This is a genomic window from Streptomyces sp. NPDC059534, from assembly GCF_042743475.1.
GTDB lineage: Bacteria > Actinomycetota > Actinomycetes > Streptomycetales > Streptomycetaceae > Streptomyces.
In genome coordinates, this window is sequence record NZ_JBHWAQ010000007.1 from 188,898 (window position 1) to 210,591 (window position 21,694).

General features: G+C 71.4%; 19 protein-coding genes. 1 reads left to right on the forward strand and 18 read right to left on the reverse strand.

Annotated elements, in window-relative coordinates:
- Nucleotides 1–150 precede the first annotated feature (150 nt).
- From nuoN to ACFVZH_RS11725, 14 genes are read right to left on the reverse strand one after another with little or no spacing between them, the layout of a single operon-like run.
- Nucleotides 151–1,800, reverse strand: a complete 1,650-nt coding sequence (nuoN, locus tag ACFVZH_RS11660; protein WP_384895733.1) for an NADH-quinone oxidoreductase subunit NuoN — start codon at nt 1,798–1,800, stop codon at nt 151–153.
- A complete protein-coding gene (locus ACFVZH_RS11665) occupies nt 1,797–3,368 on the reverse strand; it encodes an NADH-quinone oxidoreductase subunit M (RefSeq protein WP_384895735.1) in 1,572 nt (523 codons plus the stop codon). Before ACFVZH_RS11665 ends, nuoN begins: the two co-directional genes overlap by 4 nt.
- 5 nt (nt 3,369–3,373) lie before the next feature.
- Nucleotides 3,374–5,266, reverse strand: a complete 1,893-nt coding sequence (gene nuoL / locus ACFVZH_RS11670; protein WP_384895737.1) for an NADH-quinone oxidoreductase subunit L — start codon at nt 5,264–5,266, stop codon at nt 3,374–3,376.
- A gap of 10 nt (nt 5,267–5,276) precedes the next feature.
- The gene (nuoK, locus tag ACFVZH_RS11675) at nt 5,277–5,576 is read right to left on the reverse strand and encodes an NADH-quinone oxidoreductase subunit NuoK (RefSeq protein WP_017239464.1); all 300 of its coding nucleotides are present in this window, start codon (nt 5,574–5,576) and stop codon (nt 5,277–5,279) included.
- Nucleotides 5,573–6,400: an NADH-quinone oxidoreductase subunit J gene (locus ACFVZH_RS11680; protein ID WP_384895739.1), complete on the reverse strand. Its 828-nt coding sequence runs from the start codon at nt 6,398–6,400 to the stop codon at nt 5,573–5,575. Before ACFVZH_RS11680 ends, nuoK begins: the two co-directional genes overlap by 4 nt.
- Nucleotides 6,397–6,993 carry an NADH-quinone oxidoreductase subunit NuoI gene (gene nuoI / locus ACFVZH_RS11685; RefSeq protein ID WP_384895741.1) on the reverse strand — a complete coding sequence of 199 codons (597 nt, stop codon included), beginning with the start codon at nt 6,991–6,993 and terminating at the stop codon, nt 6,397–6,399. Before nuoI ends, ACFVZH_RS11680 begins: the two co-directional genes overlap by 4 nt.
- Nucleotides 6,968–8,329 carry an NADH-quinone oxidoreductase subunit NuoH gene (nuoH, locus tag ACFVZH_RS11690; protein WP_384895743.1) on the reverse strand — a complete coding sequence of 454 codons (1,362 nt, stop codon included), beginning with the start codon at nt 8,327–8,329 and terminating at the stop codon, nt 6,968–6,970. The genes nuoI and nuoH overlap by 26 nt, the downstream gene beginning before the upstream one ends.
- Nucleotides 8,326–10,821 (reverse strand): NADH-quinone oxidoreductase subunit G, encoded by a 2,496-nt coding sequence (locus ACFVZH_RS11695; RefSeq protein ID WP_384895745.1) that lies wholly within the window; start codon nt 10,819–10,821, stop codon nt 8,326–8,328. The genes nuoH and ACFVZH_RS11695 overlap by 4 nt, the downstream gene beginning before the upstream one ends.
- A complete protein-coding gene (gene nuoF / locus ACFVZH_RS11700) occupies nt 10,818–12,170 on the reverse strand; it encodes an NADH-quinone oxidoreductase subunit NuoF (protein ID WP_384895747.1) in 1,353 nt (450 codons plus the stop codon). Before nuoF ends, ACFVZH_RS11695 begins: the two co-directional genes overlap by 4 nt.
- The gene (gene nuoE, locus ACFVZH_RS11705; protein ID WP_384895749.1) at nt 12,167–12,907 is read right to left on the reverse strand and encodes an NADH-quinone oxidoreductase subunit NuoE; all 741 of its coding nucleotides are present in this window, start codon (nt 12,905–12,907) and stop codon (nt 12,167–12,169) included. Before nuoE ends, nuoF begins: the two co-directional genes overlap by 4 nt.
- Nucleotides 12,904–14,226, reverse strand: a complete 1,323-nt coding sequence (locus ACFVZH_RS11710; protein ID WP_384895751.1) for an NADH-quinone oxidoreductase subunit D — start codon at nt 14,224–14,226, stop codon at nt 12,904–12,906. Before ACFVZH_RS11710 ends, nuoE begins: the two co-directional genes overlap by 4 nt.
- On the reverse strand, nt 14,226–14,957 hold the full coding sequence (locus ACFVZH_RS11715; RefSeq protein ID WP_384895753.1) for an NADH-quinone oxidoreductase subunit C: 732 nt from the start codon (nt 14,955–14,957) through the stop codon (nt 14,226–14,228). Before ACFVZH_RS11715 ends, ACFVZH_RS11710 begins: the two co-directional genes overlap by 1 nt.
- Nucleotides 14,954–15,508, reverse strand: coding sequence for an NADH-quinone oxidoreductase subunit B family protein (locus ACFVZH_RS11720; protein ID WP_030318842.1), 555 nt, complete (start codon nt 15,506–15,508; stop codon nt 14,954–14,956). The genes ACFVZH_RS11715 and ACFVZH_RS11720 overlap by 4 nt, the downstream gene beginning before the upstream one ends.
- A gap of 17 nt (nt 15,509–15,525) precedes the next feature.
- Nucleotides 15,526–15,885 carry an NADH-quinone oxidoreductase subunit A gene (locus tag ACFVZH_RS11725; RefSeq protein WP_019888619.1) on the reverse strand — a complete coding sequence of 120 codons (360 nt, stop codon included), beginning with the start codon at nt 15,883–15,885 and terminating at the stop codon, nt 15,526–15,528.
- A 669-nt stretch (nt 15,886–16,554) separates the two neighbouring features.
- On the opposite strand from ACFVZH_RS11725, the gene ACFVZH_RS11730 reads away from it, so the two are divergent.
- The gene (locus ACFVZH_RS11730; RefSeq protein ID WP_384895755.1) at nt 16,555–17,412 is read left to right on the forward strand and encodes a C40 family peptidase; all 858 of its coding nucleotides are present in this window, start codon (nt 16,555–16,557) and stop codon (nt 17,410–17,412) included.
- Between the two features lie 85 nt (nt 17,413–17,497).
- Here ACFVZH_RS11730 and ACFVZH_RS11735 read toward each other — a convergent pair whose 3' ends face one another.
- The 4 genes from ACFVZH_RS11735 to ACFVZH_RS11750 form a co-directional block, all read right to left on the reverse strand.
- Complete coding sequence (locus ACFVZH_RS11735) at nt 17,498–18,739, reverse strand: ABC transporter permease (protein ID WP_384895756.1); 1,242 nt, start codon at nt 18,737–18,739, stop codon at nt 17,498–17,500.
- Nucleotides 18,739–19,425 carry an ABC transporter ATP-binding protein gene (locus tag ACFVZH_RS11740; RefSeq protein ID WP_384895954.1) on the reverse strand — a complete coding sequence of 229 codons (687 nt, stop codon included), beginning with the start codon at nt 19,423–19,425 and terminating at the stop codon, nt 18,739–18,741. Before ACFVZH_RS11740 ends, ACFVZH_RS11735 begins: the two co-directional genes overlap by 1 nt.
- 155 nt (nt 19,426–19,580) lie before the next feature.
- Nucleotides 19,581–21,191, reverse strand: a complete 1,611-nt coding sequence (locus ACFVZH_RS11745; RefSeq protein ID WP_384895758.1) for a peptidoglycan-binding protein — start codon at nt 21,189–21,191, stop codon at nt 19,581–19,583.
- Entirely contained in the window at nt 21,184–21,651 is a 468-nt protein-coding gene (locus tag ACFVZH_RS11750; protein ID WP_384895760.1) for a hypothetical protein, read from the reverse strand. Before ACFVZH_RS11750 ends, ACFVZH_RS11745 begins: the two co-directional genes overlap by 8 nt.
- Nucleotides 21,652–21,694 lie beyond the last annotated feature (43 nt).

The following is a 21,694-nucleotide window of genomic DNA, read 5'->3' on the forward strand; positions in this document are numbered from 1 at the left end:
TACAGACCATTGGGGACGGCTCACACGATGGCACGGACACCTCCCACGGGTCACCCCCGCGTACGGCACCCCCGCGGGGGGGCGCCCGCGCCGGACACGGCGGAGGGGCCCGGCTCGAAGCGAGCCGGGCCCCTCACGCGCGGATGACGCCTACCGGACGAACACGCTCGCCTGTCCGGCCAGGTCCAGGAAGTACTGCGGCGCGAGGCCGAGCACCAGCGTGACCGCCACGCCCGCGGTGATGGTGAGCGTCGTCAGCGCCGAGGGCACGGCGACCGTCGGGCCGTCCGCCTTCGGCTCGCTGAAGAACATGAGCACGATCACCCGGATGTAGAAGAACGCGGCGATCGCCGAGGAGATCACACCGACCACGACGAGCGCGCCCGCGCCGCCCTCGGCCGCCGCCTTGAAGACCGCGAACTTGCCGGAGAAACCGGAGGTCAGCGGAATGCCGGCGAAGGCGAGCAGGAAGACCGCGAACACCGCCGCGACGAGCGGCGAACGGCGGCCGAGCCCGGCCCACTTGGACAGGTGGGTGGCCTCGCCGCCCGCGTCCCTGACCAGGGTGACGACGGCGAAGGCGCCGATCGTCACGAAGGAGTACGCGCCCAGGTAGAAGAGGACGGACGAGATACCGGTCGGCGTGGCCGCGATGACACCGGCGAGCAGGAAGCCCGCGTGCGCGATCGACGAGTACGCCAGGAGCCGCTTGATGTCGGTCTGGGTGATGGCGACGATCGCACCGCCCAGCATGGTGACGATCGCGATGCCCCACATGACCGGCCGCCAGTCCCAGGTGAGGCCCGGCAGCACCACGTACAGCAGGCGCAGCAGCGCGCCGAACGCGGCGACCTTGGTCGCGGCGGCCATGAAGCCGGTGACCGGCGTCGGGGCGCCCTGGTAGACGTCCGGCGTCCACATGTGGAACGGGACGGCGCCGACCTTGAAGAGGAGCCCCGCGAGGACCATGGCGAAGCCGATGAGGAGCAGCGCGTCGTTGCCCATGGTGTCGGCGAGCGCCGGGTCCACGGAGGCGATCGAGCCGTCCACGACGTCGGCGATGGTGGCGTACGAGACGGAGCCCGCGTAGCCGTAGAGCAGGGCGATCCCGAAGAGCAGGAAGGCCGAGGAGAACGCGCCGAGCAGGAAGTACTTGACGGCCGCCTCCTGCGACATCAGCCGCTTGCGGCGGGCGACGGCGCAGAGCAGGTACAGCGGGAGGGAGAAGACCTCCAGGGCGACGAAGAGCGTCAGGAGGTCGTTGGCGGCCGGGAAGACCAGCATGCCGGCGATCGCGAACAGCGCGAGCGGGAAGACCTCGGTGGTGGTGAACCCGGCCTTGACGGCCGCCTTCTCCTGCTCGCTGCCGGGGACGGCTGCGGCCTCGGCGGCGAAGGAGTCGACCCTGTGGCCGTGGTCGGCCGGGTCGAGCCTGCGCTCGGCGAAGGTGAAGATCGCGACGATCGAGGCGAGGAGAATGGTGCCCTGGAGGAAGAGGGCGGGTCCGTCGACGGCGATGGCGCCCATGGCCGCGATGTGGGCCTTGGTGGAGCCGTAGCCGCCGGCCGCCAGGCCGACGACGGCGGCGAAGGCGGCGGCGAGGGCGAGGACGGACAGGAAGACCTGTCCGAGGTAGCGGCCCTTGCGGGGCACGAATGCCTCGACGAGGACGCTGACGATCGCGGCGCCGATCACGATGAGCACGGGCGAGAGCTGCGTGTACTCGATGTGGGGCGCCGGGATCTTGGCGATCGGCTCGGCGGCCGTCGTCCACAGACTGTGGACAGCCGTTGCGCTCACTTGGCCGCCTCCACTTCCGGCTGGGGGTCCTTCTGCTGGACGTCGGACATGGTGTGCTGCACCGCCGGGTCGACGACATCCGTCAGCGGCTTCGGGAAGACCCCGAGGAAGATCAGGACGGCGATCAGCGGGACGACCACCGCCAGTTCGCGCGCCCGCAGGTCGGGCAGCTCCCGGACCTCCTCCTTCACCGGCCCGGTCATCGTCCGCTGGTACAGGACGAGGGTGTAGAGCGCGGCGAGGACGATGCCGGTGGTGGCGATGACACCGGCCACCGGGTACCGGGCGTACGTCCCGACCAGGACCAGGAACTCGCTGACGAACGGCGCGAGTCCGGGCAGCGACAGGGTCGCGAGTCCGCCGATCAGGAACGTGCCGGCGAGCACCGGGGCGACCTTCTGGACACCGCCGTAGTCGGCGATGAGCCGCGAGCCGCGCCGGGAGATCAGGAACCCGGCGACCAGCATCAGCGCGGCCGTCGAGATGCCGTGGTTGACCATGTACAGCGTGGCGCCGGACTGGCCCTGCGTGGTCATCGCGAAGATGCCCAGGATGATGAAGCCGAAGTGCGAGATCGACGCGTACGCGACCAGCCGCTTGATGTCCCGCTGGCCGACGGCGAGCAGCGCCCCGTAGACGATGCTGATCAGGGCGAGGACGACGATCGCGGGGGTGGCCCACTTCGACGCCTCGGGGAACAGCCCGAGGCAGAAGCGGAGCATCGCGAAGGTGCCGACCTTGTCGACGACGGCGGTGATGAGGACGGCGACCGGGGCGGTCGCCTCCCCCATCGCGTTCGGCAGCCAGGTGTGCAGCGGCCAGAGCGGCGCCTTCACCGCGAAGGCGAAGAAGAAGCCGAGGAACAGCCACCGCTCGGTGCTGGTCGCCATCTCCAGCGAGCCGTTGGCCCGCGCCTCGGCGATCTCCGTGAGCGAGAAGTTCCCCGCGACCACGTAGAGCCCGATGACGGCGGCCAGCATGATGAGGCCGCCGACCAGGTTGTAGAGCAGGAACTTGACCGCCGCGTACGAGCGCTGGGCCGCCGCGTTCTCGTCGGAGCCGCTGTGGGCGCGGTCGCCGAAGCCGCCGATGAGGAAGTACATCGGGATGAGCATGGCTTCGAAGAGGATGTAGAAGAGGAAGACGTCGGTGGCCTCGAAGGAGAGGATCACCATCGCCTCGACCATGAGGATCAGGGCGAAGAAGCCCTGGGTGGGCCGCCACCGGGAGGACGTCGTCTCCAGGGGGTCCGCGTCGTGCCAGCCGGCCAGGATGACGAACGGGATCAGCAGGGCGGTCAGCGCGATGAGCGCCACCCCGATGCCGTCCACGCCGAGTTCGTACCGGACGCCGAAGTCCTTGATCCAGGAGTGGGACTCGGTGAGCTGGTACCGCTCGCCGCCGGGCTCGAAGCGCCCGAAGACGACGGCGGCGAGGACCAGCGTGGCGAGCGAGACCAGCAGCGCCAGCCATTTGGCGGCGGTGCGGCGGGCGGCGGGGACGGCGGCGGTGAGGATCGCACCGACCGCCGGAACCGCTGCCGTCGCCGTAAGGAGCGGGAAGGACATGAGCGTTACACCGCCCTCATCAGCAGGGTCGCGGCGATCAGCACCGCAGTACCTCCGAACATGGAGACCGCGTAGGTGCGGGCGTAGCCGTTCTGGAGCTTGCGCAGCCAGCCGGAGAGTCCGCCGACGGAAGCCGCGGTGCCGTTGACCACACCGTCGACCAGGGTGTGGTCGACGTACACGAGCGAGCGGGTGAGGTGCGTGCCGCCCGTGACGAAGACGGCGTGGTTGAAGTCGTCCTGGAGCAGGTCGCGGCGGGCGGCCCGGGTGAGCAGCGAGCCGCGCGGGGCGACGACCGGGACGGGCCGGCGCCCGTACTGGAGGTAGGCGAGTCCGACGCCGACGACCATGACGGCGACCGTGGCGGTGGTGACGGCCGCGGCGCTGAGCGGCGAGTGGCCGTGGGCGAAGCCGGTGACCGGCTCCAGCCACTCGACGAACCCGGCGAACTCGAAGTAGGCACCTGCGGCGACCGAGCCGACGGCCAGCAGGACCATGGGGACGACCATGGACTTCGGCGACTCGTGCGGGTGCGGCGGCTCGCCGTTCTCGTCGGCCTGCCAGCGCTTCTCGCCGAAGAAGGTCATGAGCATCACGCGGGTCATGTAGTACGCGGTGATGGCCGCGCCCAGCAGGGTGACCGAGCCGAGGATCCAGCCCTCGGTGCCGCCCTTCGCGAAGGCCGCCTCGATGATCTTGTCCTTGGAGAAGAAGCCGGACAGGCCGGGGAAGCCGATGATCGCGAGATAGCCGAGGCCGAAGGTGACGAAGGTGACCGGCATGTACGTCCGCAGGCCGCCGTACTTCCGCATGTCGACCTCGTCGTTCATGCCGTGCATGACCGAACCGGCGCCGAGGAACAGCCCGGCCTTGAAGAAGCCGTGGGTCACCAGGTGCATGATCGCGAAGACGTAGCCGATGGGGCCCAGGCCGGCCGCCAGGATCATGTAGCCGATCTGCGACATCGTCGAACCGGCGAGCGCCTTCTTGATGTCGTCCTTGGCGCAACCGACGATCGCACCGAAGAGGAGCGTGACCGCGCCGACCACCGTGACGACCAGCTGGGCGTCCGGGGCGCCGTTGAAGATGGCGGCGGAGCGGACGATCAGGTACACGCCGGCGGTCACCATCGTGGCCGCGTGGATGAGGGCCGAGACCGGGGTCGGGCCCTCCATCGCGTCCCCGAGCCAGGACTGCAGCGGCACCTGGGCCGACTTGCCGCAGGCGGCGAGGAGCAGCATCAGACCGATCGCGGTCAGCGTGCCCTCGCTGGTCTTGTCCGTCTCCCCCAGCACCGGCGCGAAGGCGAAGGTGCCGAAGGTGGTGAACATGATCATGATGGCGATCGAGAGGCCCATGTCGCCGACCCGGTTGACCAGGAACGCCTTCTTCGCGGCGGTGGCCGCGGTGGGCTTGTGCTGCCAGAAGCCGATCAGGAGGTACGAGGCGAGGCCGACGCCCTCCCAGCCGAAGTACAGGAGCAGGTAGTTGTCGGCGAGGACCAGCAGCAGCATCGCCGCGACGAACAGGTTGAGGTAGCCGAAGAAGCGGCGGCGGCGCTCGTCGTGCTCCATGTAGCCGATGGAGTACACGTGGATGAGCGTGCCGACCCCGCTGATCAGCAGGACGAACGTCATCGACAGCTGGTCGAGCTGGAAGGCGAAGTCCGCCTGGAAGCCCTCGACCGGGATCCAGGTGAAGAGCCGCTGGTGCATGGCCCGGTCATCGGCGCTCCTGCCGAGCATGTCGGCGAAGAGCGCCAGGCCGATGACGAAGGAGGCGGCCGCGAGCAGCGTGCCGAGCCAGTGCCCGGACTTGTCGAGCCGGCGGCCGCCGCAGAGCAGGACGGCCGCGCCGAGCAGGGGCGCCCCGATGAGCAGCGCAATGAGATTTTCCACGGTCAGCCCCTCACAGCTTCATCAGGCTGGCGTCGTCGACCGAGGCCGAGTGGCGGGCACGGAAGACGGACACGATGATCGCGAGCCCGACGACGACCTCCGCGGCGGCGACGACCATCGTGAAGAACGCGATGATCTGGCCGTCGAGGTTGCCGTGCATGCGGGAGAAGGTGACGAACGCGAGGTTGCAGGCGTTGAGCATCAGCTCCACGCACATGAAGACCACGATCGCGTTGCGCCGGATCAGCACCCCGGCCGCACCGATGGTGAACAGCAGGGCGGCGAGATACAGGTAGTTGACGGGATTCACCGGGTGGCCTCCTCTTCGTCCCGGTCCCGGCCGAGCCGCTCCTCGGAGCGCTGCTCCAGGGCCTTGAGGTCGGCCAGCGCCTCGGTGGACACGTCACGGATCTGGCCCCGCTTGCGCAGGGTCTGCATGACGGTGAGCTCCGCCGGGGTGCCGTCGGGCAGCAGACCGGGGATGTCCACGGCGTTGTGCCGGGCGTAGACGCCGGGCGCGGGCAGCGGCGGCACGTGCTTGCCTTCGCGTACGCGCTGCTCGGCCAGCTCGCGCTGGGTGGCGGCCCGCTCGGTGCGCTCGCGGTGGGTGAGCACCATCGCGCCGACGGCCGCGGTGATGAGCAGCGCGCCGGTGATCTCGAAGGCGAAGACGTACTTGGTGAAGATGAGAGCGGCGAGGCCCTCGACGTTCCCGCCGTGCGCCGTGTTGGCCGCGCCGAGGCCGGCGAACTCGGTCAGCGACGCCTGGCCGATGCCGGCGATCAGCAGGACGCCGAAGCCGAGGCCGCAGGCCGCGGCCCACCAGCGCTGCCCCTTGATGGTCTCCTTCAGCGAGTCCGCGGCCGTGACACCGACCAGCATGACGATGAAGAGGAAGAGCATCATGATCGCGCCGGTGTAGACGACGATCTGGACGATGCCGAGGAAGTACGCGCCGTTGGCGAGGTAGAAGACCGCAAGGACGATCATCGTGCCGGCCAGCGACAGGGCGCTGTGCATGGCCTTCCTCATCAGGATCGTGGCGAGGGCGCCGACGACGGCGACGGTGCCGAGGACCCAGAACTGGAAGGTCTCACCGGAGGAGGTCGCGTAGGCCGCGAGGTTGGCGCTCATGCCTCCGCCCCCTCCGGCTCGCCCTTCTCGCCCTGGGAGGCGGCGACCTGCCGGACGGTGCCGGGCGCGGCCTCGGTGACCAGCCCCCGGTAGTAGTCCTGCTCGGTCATGCCCGGGAAGATCGCGTGCGGGGAGTCGACCATGGTCTCCTCCAGGCCCGCGAGGAGCTGCTCCTTGGTGTAGATGAGGTTCTCGCGCGAGGAGTCGGCCAGTTCGAACTCGTTGGTCATCGTCAGCGCCCGCGTGGGGCACGCCTCGATGCACAGCCCGCACAGGATGCAGCGGGCGTAGTTGATCTGGTAGACGCGGCCGTAGCGCTCGCCGGGCGAGTAGCGCTCCTCGTCGGTGTTGTCCGCACCCTCGACGTAGATGGCGTCGGCGGGACAGGCCCAGGCGCACAGCTCGCAGCCGACGCACTTCTCCAGACCGTCGGGGTGACGGTTGAGCTGGTGCCGGCCGTGGAAGCGGGGCGCCGTCGTCTTCTGCTGCTCCGGGTACTGCTCGGTCAGCCGCTTCTTGAACATGGCCTTGAAGGTCACGCCGAAACCGGCCACCGGATTCTGGAAGTCAGACACCGTCCGTCTCCTTTCCATCACTCGCAGTAGCGGTATCGGGGGCGCCACTGGCAACGAGGTCCCGGTCGCGCCGGGGCCTGCGCCGGGGCACCGGCGGCAGGGACTGCCCGGGCTTGGGCGGTACGGGGAAGCCGCCGGCCATCGGGTCGAAGGCGGGCGCGGCCTCGGGGGGCGCCACGCCGGCCTTCGCCTTCCGGTCGCGGAACAGGTCCACGAGGAAGGAGAGCAGCAGCAGTCCGAGGACAGCGCCGGCCACGTACAGGACGATGTTCGAGAAGGCGATGTTCTCGTTGCGCATCGCGCGGACGGTGGCGACCAGCATGAGCCAGACCACGGAGACCGGGATGAGGACCTTCCAGCCGAGCTTCATCAGCTGGTCGTAGCGGACGCGGGGCAGGGTGCCGCGGAGCCAGATGAAGAAGAACAGCAGCAGCTGCACCTTGACGACGAACCAGAGCATCGGCCACCAGCCGTGGTTCGCGCCCTCCCAGAAGGTGGAGATCGGGTACGGGGCCCGCCAGCCGCCCAGGAAGAGGGTCACCGACACGGCGGAGACCGTCACCATGTTCACGTACTCGGCGAGCATGAACATCGCGAACTTGATGGACGAGTACTCGGTGTTGAAGCCGCCGACGAGGTCGCCCTCGGACTCCGGCATGTCGAACGGGGCACGGTTCGTCTCGCCGACCATCGTGACGATGTAGATGATGAACGAGACCGGCAGCAGGATCACGAACCAGCGGTCCGCCTGCGCCTCGACGATCGCCGACGTCGACATCGACCCGGAGTAGAGGAACACGGAGGCGAAGGCGGCGCCCATCGCGATCTCGTACGAGATCATCTGCGCGCAGGAGCGGAGTCCGCCGAGCAGCGGGTACGTGGAGCCGGACGACCAGCCGGCGAGGACGATGCCGTAGATGCCGACGGAGGCGACCGCGAGGACGTACAGCATCGCGATCGGCAGGTCGGTGAGCTGCATCGCGGTCCGGTGGCCGAAGATCGAGACCTCGTTGCCGGCCGGGCCGAAGGGGATCACGGCGATCGCCATGAACGCGGGGATCGCGGCGATGATCGGGGCGAGGACGTAGACGACCTTGTCGGCCCGCCGGACGATCACGTCCTCCTTGAGCATCAGCTTCATGCCGTCCGCGAGGGACTGGAGCATGCCCCAGGGGCCGTGCCGGTTGGGGCCGATGCGCAGCTGCATCCAGGCGACGACCTTGCGCTCCCACACGATGGAGAAGAGCACGGTGATCATCAGGAAGGCGAAGCAGAAGACGGCCTTGATCAGGACGAGCCACCACGGGTCCGTGCCGAACATGGACAGGTCTTCAGCGGCGAGCGGCGTGCTCATGCCTGCACCTCCGTGACATCGGCGGGGCTCTGGGCCGCCGGGCCGATACGGACCAGGTCGCCCGGGTGGGCGCCGGTGTCGGAGAGGACGCCGTGCCCGGTCGAGTTGAGGGGCAGCCAGACGACGCGGTCGGGCATCTCGGTGACCTGGAGCGGCAGGGCGACGGCCCCCGCGGGTCCGGTCACCTCCAGGAGGTCGCCGTCCTTGACGCCGGTGTCGGCGGCGGTGGCGGCGGAGAGCCGGGCGACCGCCGCGTGCCGGGTGCCGGCCAGCGCGGTGTCGCCCTCCTGGAGCCTGCCCAGGTCCAGCAGGAGGCGGTGGCCCGCGAGGACGGCCTCGCCGTCGCCGGGCCGGGGCGCCGCCTGACCGGGTTCGGCGGGCTCGGTGGCCCGCTCCTCGGTCCAGCCGCCCAGCCGGTCCATCTCCCGCCGCACCGACCGCAGGTCGGGCAGGGCCAGGTGCGCGTCGAGGGCGTCGGCGAGCATGTGGAGCACGCGCGCGTCGGCCGGCGCGAGGGGCCGGGTCATCTGCTCGGGCTTGAGCGCGGCCTCGAAGAGGCGGGCCCTGCCCTCCCAGTTGAGGAAGGTGCCGGGCTTCTCGGCGACGGCGGCCACCGGGAGGACGACGTCGGCCCGCCGCGTGACCTCGCTCGGCCGCAGCTCCAGGGAGACCACGAAGGCCGCGTCGAGCGCCTCGCGCGCGCGTGCCGGGTCCGGCAGGTCCGCGACCTCGACGCCGGCGACGAGCAGCGCGCCGAGTTCGCCGGTGGCGGCGGCCTCCAGGATCTGGCCGGTGTCGCGGCCGTAGCGGTGCGGGAGTTCGCGGATGCCCCAGGCGGCGGCGACCTCCTCCCGCGCGCGCGGGTCGGTCGCGGGCCGGCCGCCGGGCAGCAGCGCCGGGAGGGCGCCCGCCTCGACGGCTCCGCGTTCGCCGGAGCGGCGCGGGATCCAGACGAGCCGGGCGCCGGTGGCGGCCGCGGCGCGCAGGGCGGCGGTGAGCGCGCCGGGCACGCCCGCGAGGCGCTCGCCGACGGCGATGACGGAACCCTCCTGGCGGAGCGCCTCGGCGGCGGCGAGGCCGTCGCCCTCCAGGCCGACCCGTGAGGTCAGCGCGTCGAGCCACTCGGTCTCGGTGCCGGGGGCGGCCGGCAGCAGGGTGCCGCCGGACTTCTCCAGGCCGCGGGTCGCGAAGGCGGCGACGGCGTAGGTCTTCTGGCCGTGCTTGCGCCATGCCTTGCGGAGCCGGAGGAAGACGCCGGGGGCCTCCTCCTCGGACTCCAGGCCGACGAGGAGCACGGCGGGCGCGGCTTCGAGCGAGGTGTAGGTGACCCCGCCGCCGTCCAGGTCCCTGCCGCGGCCGGCGACGGTCGAGGCCAGGAAGTCGGCCTCCTCGCCGGAGTGGATCCGGGCCCGGAAGTCGATGTCGTTGGTGTCGAGGGCGACCCGGGCGAACTTGGCGTACGCGTAGGAGTCCTCGACGGTCAGCCGGCCGCCGGTGAGGACGCCGGTGCGGCCGCGGACGAGGCCGCGGGCGGCCGCTTCCAGGGCCTCGGGCCAGGAGGCGGTTTCGAGCTCACCGGTCTCCTGGTTCCGCACGAGCGGGGTGGTGAGCCGGTCGCGCTGCTGCGCGTACCGGAAGCCGAAGCGACCCTTGTCGCAGATCCACTCCTCGTTGACCTCGGGGTCGTCGGCGGCGAGCCGCCGCATGACCTTGCCGCGCCGGTGGTCGGTGCGGGTGGCGCAGCCGCCGGCGCACTGCTCGCAGACGGACGGCGAGGAGACCAGGTCGAAGGGGCGGGAGCGGAAGCGGTAGGCGGCCGAGGTGAGGGCGCCGACCGGGCAGATCTGGATGGTGTTGCCGGAGAAGTACGACTCGAACGGGTCGCCCTCGCCGATGCCGACCTGCTGGAGCGCGCCGCGCTCGATCAGTTCGATCATCGGGTCGCCCGCGACCTGGTTGGAGAAGCGGGTGCAGCGGGCGCACAGGACGCACCGCTCGCGGTCGAGCAGGACCTGGGTGGAGATCGGGACCGGCTTCTCGTAGGTGCGCTTGACGCCCTCGAAGCGGGACTCGGCCTGTCCGTGGGACATGGCCTGGTTCTGCAGGGGGCACTCGCCGCCCTTGTCGCAGACCGGGCAGTCCAGCGGGTGGTTGACGAGCAGCAGCTCCATCACGCCGTGCTGGGCCTTCTCGGCGACGGGGCTGGTGAGCTGCGACTTCACCACCATGCCGTCGGTGCAGGTGATGGTGCAGGAGGCCATCGGCTTGCGCTGGCCCTCGACCTCGACGATGCACTGGCGGCAGGCGCCGGCGGGGTCGAGGAGGGGGTGGTCGCAGAACCGCGGGATCTCGATGCCGAGCTGTTCGGCGGCGCGGATGACGAGCGTCCCCTTGGGGACGGAGATCTCGGCGCCGTCGATGGTCAGCGTCACGAGGTCCTCGGGCGGTACCGGTGCGCTGCCGCCACTGGGGGTGGACGCGATGACGGTCATGCGGTCACCTCCTTGTGGTTGTCCGCCCAGGCGGTCGACTTGGCCGGGTCGAAGGGGCAGGCCCGGCCGGTGATGTGCTGCTCGTACTCCTCGCGGAAGTACTTCAGCGAGGAGAAGATCGGGGAGGCGGCGCCGTCGCCGAGGGCGCAGAACGACTTGCCGTTGATGTTGTCGGCGATGTCGTTCAGCTTGTCGAGGTCGGACAGCCGGCCGCGGCCGGCCTCGATGTCGCGGAGCAGCTGGACGAGCCAGTACGTGCCTTCGCGGCAGGGGGTGCACTTGCCGCAGGACTCGTGGGCGTAGAACTCGGTCCAGCGGGTGACGGCCCGGACGACGCAGGTGGTCTCGTCGAAGCACTGGAGCGCCTTGGTGCCGAGCATGGAGCCGGCGGCGGCGACGCCCTCGTAGTCGAGGGGCACGTCGAGGTGCTCGTCGGTGAACATCGGGGTGGAGGAGCCGCCGGGGGTCCAGAACTTGAGGCGGTGGCCGGGGCGCATGCCGCCGCTCATGTCGAGGAGCTGGCGCAGGGTGATGCCGAGCGGGGCCTCGTACTGGCCGGGCGAGGCGACGTGGCCGCTCAGCGAGTAGAGCGTGAAGCCCGGGGACTTCTCGCTGCCCATCGACGTGAACCATTCCTTGCCCCGGTTGAGGATCGCGGGAACGGAGGCGATGGACTCGACGTTGTTCACCACGGTGGGGCAGGCGTACAGACCGGCGACCGCGGGGAAGGGGGGACGCAGCCGGGGCTGGCCGCGGCGCCCTTCGAGCGAGTCGAGCAGGGCGGTCTCCTCGCCGCAGATGTACGCGCCGGCGCCGGCGTGCACGGTGAGTTCGAGGTTCAGACCGCTGCCGAGGACGTTCCGGCCGAGGTAGCCGGCCGCGTATGCCTCGCGGACGGCCTCGTGGAGGCGGCGCAGGACGGGCACGACCTCGCCGCGCAGGTAGATGAACGCGTGCTCGGAGCGGATCGCGTAGCAGGCGATGATCATTCCCTCGATGAGGGAGTGCGGGTTGGCGAAGAGGAGCGGGATGTCCTTGCAGGTGCCGGGCTCGGACTCGTCGGCGTTGACGACGAGGTAGTGCGGCTTGCCGTCGCCCTGCGGGATGAACTGCCACTTCATGCCGGTGGGGAAGCCGGCGCCGCCGCGTCCGCGGAGGCCGGATTCCTTGACGTACGCGATGAGGTCGTCGGGGCTCATCGCGAGGGCCCGCTTGAGTCCCTGGTAGCCCTCGTGGCGCTCGTAGGTCTCCAGGGTCCAGGAGTTGGGCTGGTCCCAGAAGGCCGAGAGGACGGGGGCGAGGAGCTTCTCGGGGCTGCTGTTGTTGATCTCGGCGGCCAAGGTCATCACTCCCCCTCCTGACCGGTGGTCTCACCACGCGGGTGCACGATGCGGTGGTTCGGTGTCTCGCCCTTGGCCAGGCGCAGGCCGACGAGGGAGGCGGGGCCCGCTCCGCCGGTGGCCTCGACGGCGCCGGGGCGCTCGTCGGGGAAGCCGGCGAGGATGCGGGCGGTCTCCTTGAAGGTGCAGAGCGGGGCTCCGCGGGTGGGTTCGACGGTCCGGCCGGCCCGCAGGTCGTCCACCATCTTCTTGGCGGAGGCGGGGGTCTGGTTGTCGAAGAACTCCCAGTTGACCATCACCACGGGCGCGAAGTCGCAGGCCGCGTTGCACTCGATGTGCTCAAGGGTGATCTTGCCGTCCTCGGTGGTCTCGTCGTTGCCGACGGCGAGGTGGGCCTTGAGCTCCTCGAAGATGGCGTCGCCGCCCATGACCGCGCAGAGCGTGTTGGTGCAGACGCCGACCTGGTAGTCGCCGGAGGGCTTGCGCCGGTACATCGTGTAGAAGGTGGCGACGGCGGTGACCTCGGCGGTGGTCAGGCCGAGGAGGTCGGCGCAGAACCGCATGCCGGTCCGGGTCACGTGACCCTCCTCCGACTGCACGAGGTGCAGCATCGGCAGGAGCGCGGAGCGGGAGTCCGGGTAGCGGTCGATGATCGCGCGGGCGTCGTCCGTCAGGCGGGCGAGGACCTCGGCCGGGTAGGCGGGGGCGGGGAGCCGGGGCATCCCCAGGCTGACGTTCTCCGTCATCGGTCGACGCCTCCCATCACGGGGTCGATGGAGGCGACGGCGACGATGACGTCGGCGACCTGGCCGCCCTCGCACATCGCGGCCATGGCCTGGAGGTTGGTGAAGGACGGGTCGCGGAAGTGGACCCGGTAGGGGCGGGTGCCGCCGTCGGAGACGACGTGCACGCCGAGCTCGCCCTTGGGGGACTCGACGGCCGCGTACGCCTGTCCGGCGGGGACCCGGAAGCCCTCGGTGACCAGCTTGAAGTGGTGGATCAGGGCCTCCATGGAGGTGCCCATGATCTTCGCGATGTGGTCGGGCGAGTTGCCGAGGCCGTCGGGGCCGAGCGCGAGCTGCGCGGGCCAGGCGATCTTCTTGTCGCCGACCATGACGGGGCCGGGCTCCAGGCGGTCGAGGCACTGCTCGACGATCCGGAGCGACTGGCGCATCTCCTCCAGGCGGACGAGGAAGCGTCCGTAGGAGTCGCAGGTGTCGGTGGTGGGGACCTCGAAGTCGTAGTCCTCGTAGCCGCAGTACGGGTCGGACTTGCGCAGGTCGTGCGGGAGGCCCGCGGAGCGCAGGATCGGTCCGGTGGCGCCGAGGGCCATGCAGCCGGTGAGGTCGAGGTAGCCGACGTCCTGCATGCGGGCCTTGAAGATGGGGTTGCCGGTGGCGAGCTTGTCGTACTCCGGCAGGTTCTTCTTCATGGTCTTCACGAACTCGCGGACGGCGTCGACGGCGCCGGGCGGGAGGTCCTGGGCGAGGCCGCCGGGGCGGATGAACGCGTGGTTCATGCGCAGGCCGGTGATCAGCTCGTACAGGTCCAGGATCATCTCGCGGTCCCGGAAGCCGTAGATCATGATCGTGGTGGCGCCGAGCTCCATGCCGCCGGTGGCGATGCACACCAGGTGGGAGGAGAGCCGGTTGAGCTCCATGAGCAGGACGCGGATGACGCTGGCCCGGTCCGGGATCTGCTCGGTGATGCCGAGGAGCTTCTCCACGCCGAGGCAGTACGCCGTCTCGTTGTAGAACGAGGTGAGGTAGTCCATGCGCGTGACGAAGGTGGTGCCCTGAGTCCAGGTCCGGTACTCGAGGTTCTTCTCGATGCCGGTGTGGAGGTAGCCGATGCCGCAGCGGGCCTCGGTGACGGTCTCGCCGTCGATCTCCAGGATGAGCCGGAGCACGCCGTGGGTGGACGGGTGCTGGGGGCCCATGTTGACGACGATCCGCTCGTCGTCGGCCTTGGCCGCGGACTGGACGACCTCGTCCCAGTCGCCGCCGGTCACCGTGTAGACGGTGCCTTCGGTCGTCTCGCGGGGAGACGCTTCTGAGGTGGACATCAGCTGTACGACCTCCGCTGGTCCGGAGCCGGGATCTGGGCGCCCTTGTACTCGACGGCGATGCCGCCGAGGGGGTAGTCCTTGCGCTGCGGGTGGCCCTGCCAGTCGTCCGGCATCATGATCCGGGTGAGGGCGGGGTGGCCGTCGAAGACGATGCCGAAGAAGTCGTACGTCTCGCGCTCGTGCCAGTCGTTCGTCGGGTAGACGGCGACGAGTGACGGGATGTGCGGCTCGGCGTCCGGGGCCGAGACCTCCAGGCGGATCAGCCGGCCGTGGGTGAGCGAGCGCAGGTGGTGGACCGCGTGCAGCTCGCGGCCCTTGTCGTCCGGGTAGTGGACGCCGGAGACGCCGGTACAGAGCTCGAAGCGGAGCGCCGGGTCGTCGCGCAGGGTGCGGGCCACGCGGACGAGGTGCTCGCGCGCGATGTGGAAGGTGAGCTCGCCACGGTCGACGACGGTCTTCTCGATGGCGTTCTCCGGGAGCAGTCCCTGCTCCTCCAGTGCGCCTTCGAGTTCGTCCGCGACCTCGTCGAACCATCCTCCGTAGGGGCGGGTGGCCGGTCCGGGCATCCGGATCGAGCGGACGAGGCCGCCGTAGCCGGTGGTGTCGCCGCCCTTGTCGGCGCCGAACATGCCACGCTGGAGGCGCACCTCCTCGCCGTGATCCCCGCGCTGGCCCGGCAGGTTCTGCGCGCTCAGCTCCTTCTCGGGGTTGGGTGTCTCGTCACTCACCGGAGCAGACCCTTCAATTCAATGGTCGGCAGCGCCTTGAGCGCCGCTTCCTCCGCCTCGCGGGCCGCCTCCTCGGCGTTCACGCCGAGCTTGGAGCTCTGGATCTTCTGGTGGAGCTTGAGGATCGCGTCGAGCAGCATCTCCGGGCGCGGCGGGCAGCCGGGGAGGTAGATGTCGACCGGCACGATGTGGTCGACGCCCTGCACGATCGCGTAGTTGTTGAACATGCCGCCCGAGGAGGCGCAGACGCCCATGGAGATGACCCACTTGGGGTTGGGCATCTGGTCGTAGACCTGCCTCAGGACGGGCGCCATCTTCTGGCTGACCCGGCCGGCCACGATCATCAGGTCGGCCTGGCGCGGTGAGCCGCGGAAGACCTCCATGCCGAAGCGGGCCAGGTCGTACCGGCCGGCTCCGGTGGTCATCATCTCGATGGCGCAGCAGGCGAGGCCGAAGGTCGCGGGGAACACGGACGCCTTGCGCACCCAGCCCGCGGCCTGTTCGACCGTCGTCAGCAGAAAGCCGCTCGGGAGTTTCTCTTCGAGTCCCATAGGTGCCCCTCAGCCCCTCAGTCCCATTCCAGGCCGCCGCGACGCCACACGTAGGCGTAGGCGACGAAGACGGTGAGCACGAAGAGCAGCATCTCCACGAGCCCGAAAAGCCCCAGGGCGTCGAAGGTGACCGCCCAGGGGTAGAGGAAGACGATCTCGATGTCGAAGACGATGAAGAGCATCGCCGTCAGGTAGTACTTGATCGGGAAGCGACCGCCTCCGGCGGGAGTGGGCGTCGGTTCGATGCCGCACTCGTACGCCTCAAGCTTTGCCCTGTTGTACCGCTTTGGCCCGATAAGCGTGGCCATGACCACGGAGAAGATCGCAAACCCCGCACCCAGGGCACCGAGCACGAGGACGGGCGCGTACGCATTCACGCTCCTCGCTCCTTCCAGTCGTCCTTGACCGTTGGACCGCACCACCGGGCGGGAAAGATCGCCCCCATGTGAGGCAGTTCACAAGCCCGGCTGCCCCGCATCTTATGCCCGCCCCTCTGTGATCTGCGACACGGGGTGCAGCAAGGACTTTGTGATCTCCACCACCTGACGAAGGATCATGAAGTCGGATGAGCGGTGATCTTGTCGCGCGAAGCGCCCAGGTGATCACCAGATGTGACATCCGGACCGGAAGTGGCTGCTCGGAGGGGGTGTCGCACTATCAAGTGTTGGTCGATGCAAGCAAATTGGTGGTGGACGCATCCGGGTGATAAAGGAACCCGCCATCCCCCGGTCGGGGGGTCCGGTGTACGGAGATGGACGCGTGCGCGCATTCACGAGCGTTCATGAGACGGGAGTGTGACCTGCACCACACCTCCGAGGCCCCGAAAAAGCGGGGCTTGGCCATCGGCGTCAAGAGGTGGTAAGCGTCGGGCAATTCGGGCGTTTCAATGAAAACCCGTGATCAAGGGCCAGATGAGCCGTGCCCGATTTGCCCGTTACGGCGTCAATAAGGGCGCCAAAGAAGCGGATTGAATAGTTCCGAACGTAACTGTGGCGCAACCCACGTTTCTTGAAGGGAACCGCGAACCCCTGATAGCGGTTGTTCCCATGTCCCACACCGCTCACATACCCAGCCACCGGAAGCCCCGCCGCAGCGCCTCGAAGCTCGCCCTGCGGGCCGGAGTTGCCGGTGGCGTCCTCGGCACCATCGCGGTGGCCGGTGCTGCCGGGCCGGCCAACGCCGAGCCGGTGACCGAGACCATCGAAATGCCCACCCTGAGCTCGCTCGACGCCGCCGGCGGCCTCGCGAGCGCCGTCGCCGCCTCCGCCGAGGCGTCGCAGCAGGAGGCCCTCGACCAGAGCCTGGAGACCCAGGAGAACCAGGCTCTGCAGAAGGCCGCCAAGGACGCCAAGAAGGCCAAGGCCGAGGCGGACCGCAAGGCCGAGGCCGAGCGCGCCGAGAAGGCCCGCGCCAAGGCCGAGCAGGAGCGCCAGGAGGCCGCCGCCCGCGCCTCCCGCGACAGCGCCCGCACCCAGCTCTCCACCACGTCCACGAGCGGCTCCTCCACCGGCTCGTCGACGAGCGACAACAGCGAGACGCAGGCCCCCACCGGCTCCGCCGCCTCGATCGTGGCCTTCGCCCGCGCCCAGGTCGGCGACGCCTACGTCACCGGCGGCACCGGCCCCAACTCCTGGGACTGCTCCGGCCTCGTGCAGGCCGCGTACCGCGCGGCCGGCATCGACCTGCCCCGCGTCTCGTACGACCAGTCGAGCATGGGCACCTCCGTCTCGCTGAGCAACCTCCAGCCGGGCGACGTCCTCTACTGGGGCAGCCGCAGCGGCTCGTACCACGTCGCCATCTACGTCGGCGGCGGCAAGTACGTCGGCGCGCAGAACACGTCCACCGGTGTGGTCGAGCGCTCCCTGGACTGGGACATGCCCTCGGGCGCGGTCCGCATCCTCTGATCCTCCCGCTCGTCACGACGAAGGGCCGTCACTCCTCGGGGGAGGGACGGCCCTTCGCCGTCCCCCGGAACCCCGGGCGGCGTCGTCAGTGGCGCAGCGCCTCGGCCGGTTCGATCCGGGCGGCCCGCCAGGCCGGGTAGAGGCCGGCCAGTACGCCGGTGGCGAGGCCGATCGCCGGAGCCGCGGCGGCGGTCGCCGGATGGACGACCGGCGTCCAGTCCCGGACCAGCGCCACCCCGATCACCGTGGACACGCCCAGCGCCGTGCCGACCAGCCCGCCGAGCATGCCCAGAACGCCCGATTCCATGAGGAATTGGGCGGTGATGTGCCGTCCTCTCGCCCCCAGGGCGCGGCGCAGGCCGATCTCGCCGGTCCGCTCCAGGACGGCGACCAGGGTGGTGTTGGCGATGCCGACCGCCCCGATCACCAGACAGACCGCGGCGAGCAGCAGGAACAGCTGGTCCAGATCGCCCGTCACACCGGCCCGCAGGGTCCTCGGGTCCGGCGGCGGCACCGCCTTCAGGTACTCCGGATGGTCCGGGCGGAGCGCGACCGGCGCCTCGTCCGCTATCTGCCGGGCGGCACCGGTCTCCGTCGCGACGAGCATCCGCGCCGCCCCGCTCTCCGGCGGGCCCCAGATCCGCTCGGCCGTGGTGCGGGGCACCGTCACCGACATCAGCACGTCCGGCCGCCGCCGTACGTCGTCGACGATCCCGGCCACCACGAACGGCTCGTCCCCGATGAACACCGCGGGCCGCGTCTGCAGGGTGGTGATGCCGAGCCGGGCGGCGACCGAGGCCCCGAGCACCGCCACCGGCTGCGCCGTCGCCGAGGCGAACTCGTCGTACAGCCGGCCCTGGGCGACCCGGGGGACGGCGGCGCGCAGCGCTCCGGGCGAGGCGGCGACGACGTCGATCCGTTCGCCGGCCGCGCCGCCGCCGACCGGTGCGGCGCGCACGGTGGTGCCCGGAGCGAGCCGGACCGTCCAGAGGACACCGGCGTGCCGCACCCCGCCGAGCCGCTCGATCCGGGCGTCCGCGTCGGCGGGGAAGCCGGGGCCCGCGAACTCGTCCCGCTCCCGGGCGACGTCCTCGACGGTGACCTCGGTGGCGGTCAGCAGGTCGAAGCGGGAGTCGACCCGCGCGGACGCCGTCGCCGTCAGTCCGAGGACCGCGACGAACGCGCCCACGCCCAGGACCGTGCCGAGCGCGGTGAGCGCCGAGCGCCCGGGGCGCTGCACCAGGCCGGCGACGGCTTCGGAGAGGACGTCGCGCGGGGAGACGCGCGAGGGCTCGACGGCGCGGGGGGCCCGGGGGCGGCGCTTCATCAAAGGGTCCGTTCCCGTTCCGGTCGGGGCTGTTCGGTCAGGACGCCGTCGCGGATCGCCACCGTGCGCTGGGCGCGGGCGGCGACCTCGTGGTCGTGGGTGATGACGACGACGGTCATGCCGGAGGCGTGGAGTGCGCCGAGGAGGGCGAGCACCGTCTCCGCGTTCCCGGAGTCGAGGTTGCCCGTCGGCTCGTCGCAGAGCAGCAGCGACGGGCGGGCCGCGAGCGCCCGGGCGATGGCGACCCGCTGGCGCTCCCCGCCGGAGAGCCGCGCCGGGAGGGCGTCGGCCCGGTGGGCGAGCCCGACCCGGTCCAGGACGTCCCGGGCCCGGGCGCGGCGCTCGGCGCGGGGCACGGCCGCGTACACCATCGCGAGCATGACGTTCTCCGTGGCGCTGCGGTGCGGCAGCAGGTGGAACGCCTGGAAGACGAAGCCGATGCGGCGGCCGCGCAGGGCCGTGCGGTCGCCGTCGCGCAGGGCGGCGGTGTCGATGCCGTCGAGGAGGTAGGTGCCCTCGGTGGGGGCGTCGAGGAGCCCCACGACGTTCAGGAAGGTGGACTTCCCGGACCCGGACGGGCCGACGACGGCGAGGAACTCGCCCTGGCGGACGACGAGTTCGCAGGGCCGCAGGGCCTCGACGGGCGGCGGCCCCGGGTAGGTGAGACCGACCCCGCGGAACTCGATGACGGGGGCTCCGGCGGCGGGGCCGGGCCGGGGGGCCCGGCGCTCCGGCGGCGGCCCCGTCTCCCGTACACGCTCCGTCTCCCGTGCCCGCTCCGGCTCCCGTACGCGCTCCGGCTCCCGTGCCCGCCTCCGGTCCCAGGCCCTTACGAACCGGGTCACGGCGTCTCTCCCGCGCCGGGCCCGCCGCCGGGCGACCCCGGCGCCCCGCTCACGCCGCTCACCCCGGTCGCCGCGGCCACCCCGGTGACCACGGCCTCGCCTTCCGCGAGGCGGCCGGCGGCGAGCGGGACGACCTCCACGTAGCCGTCGCCGAGGGTGCCGGTCCGCACCTCGACACGGTCCTGCCGTCCGTCGGCGCGGACGGTGGTGACGAGCGTCCGGCCGTCCGCGCCGGCGGAGACGGCGGTCACGGGCACGACGAGCGCCGCGCCGTCGGTGGAGGCGGCCTCGACGGTCAGCCGCACCTCCTTCCCGGCGAGGCCGGCCGGGATCTCCCGGTCGGGCACGGCGGTGAGGAGGAAGCCGACGGGGCCGTCGGCGGTCGGCCCGTCGCCCTCGCCGCCCTCGGTCCCGGTGCCGCCGTCCCTCGGCCGCCCGTTCCGCTGCCGGGTGGCCGTGCCGGCCACGGCGGCCACCTCGGCGGTGAGTTCGGCGCCGGTCTCCTCGTCCAGGATCCGCACCTTCCGGCCGGGCCGGACCATGCCCTTCTGGTGGTCCTGGAGGTAGCCCTGGACCACGAGCCGCCCTGAGGACAGGGTCATCAGGGGGCCCGTCACCGGGGATCCGGGTGCGGCGTCGACGGAGGCGACCCGGGCGGGGAAGCGCTCGACGAAGACGATCTCCGCGGCCGGGACCATGGGCCCGGCGGCCGCCTTCGCCGCGGCCAGGACGGTCAGGGCGTCGGCCAGGTCGGCCGCTGCCCGGTCGCGCGCCTTGCGGAGGGCCTTCACCTGGGTGGCGTCCGCGGTGTCGAGCAGCGCGTCCCGGGTGTCCTCGGCAGCCCGTTCGGCACCGGTCACCGCCCTCCTGGCGCCGTCGACGGCGGCCCCGTCGTCGGCCACGGCGGGGCGGGGGTCGTACCCGGCGGAGGAGTAGAACTCCGCCACCGCCCGCTTGGTCCCGGCGCCGAAGGTGCCCCTCGGGTCGTCGCCGCGGCCGTGCCCGAGGGAGGCCAGCGCGTCCTGGAGCTGGGCGACGTCGTCGCCGGTCGCCCCCGGCCGCAGGTCGCGGTAGACCGGCAGCCGCCCTTTCAGGACGACGACCGGGCGGCCCGACACCTCCAGGACGACCTGCCCGGGCCGGACCGCCTCCCCGGCGGCGACCGGCACCTTCGTCACGACGGGCACCCCGCCCTCGCCACCGGCGGCGAGGGGCGCGACGCGGACGGTCTGCCCGGCGACGACGGTCCCGCGCAGGACGACGGTCTCGCGCAGCACCCGCCGCTCGACCCGAGCGGTGAGCACGTCGGGCGGCGGCGGCCCGGCGTCCGCGGCAAGCTGCGCCGGCGAGGTGATCAGCGATCCGGCGACGACACCGGAGGCGGTGAGCAGCACGGCGCCGACGACCAGTGCGGCGACACCGACGGCACCGCGGGAGGCCCGAGGGCCGCGATCGAAGCCGGACCCGGCCTCGGTCGCCGTCCCGGATTCTGTCCCGGTCCCGGTACCGGTCGCCGTCCCGGCCTCGACGGGTGCCCGCGCGCCCCGGCGGGTGTCCCGTGGTGTGCGCGGTCCGGGGGCGGTGTCGCGTACGGAGGGCTCAGCCACCGACGACCGTCCCGCCTCGGGTGTCCTCGGGTGCCGGGGCGCACCTGCGGAGGAGTTCGGGGAGCCGGGGGTCGTACTTGAGCTCGTCGTTCTCGGGCAGGAGGCCGGTGGTCGGGTCGGGGTCGGGGTAGGCGGTCATGCCGTTGCGGCGTACGCACGCGGAGGTCCGGCGGTCCCGGGCGAGGGTGGCCGGGTCGACGGTGGCGGCGGTGGCCGGGGTGCCGCAGACGGCCTGGGCGGCGTCCATGGCCTGGCGGCTGTTGGCGTCCTTGTCGACCCGTCTGTTTCCGTCTCTGACCTGGAGCTTCAGACCCTGCCGGGCGAGGCAGTCGTACAGCGCGGCGTCGGCCGGGGACTCCCCCGGGGCGGAGGGGGGCGGGCCGGCGGCCTCGGGGGCGCCGTCCGTGCACCCGGCGAGCGCCAAGGCGGCGAGGAGCAGGGGGGCGGCCAGACGTCTCATCGGTGCAGTCCTTCCGGGGGCTTCCCGTGACCCTAGCCATGCG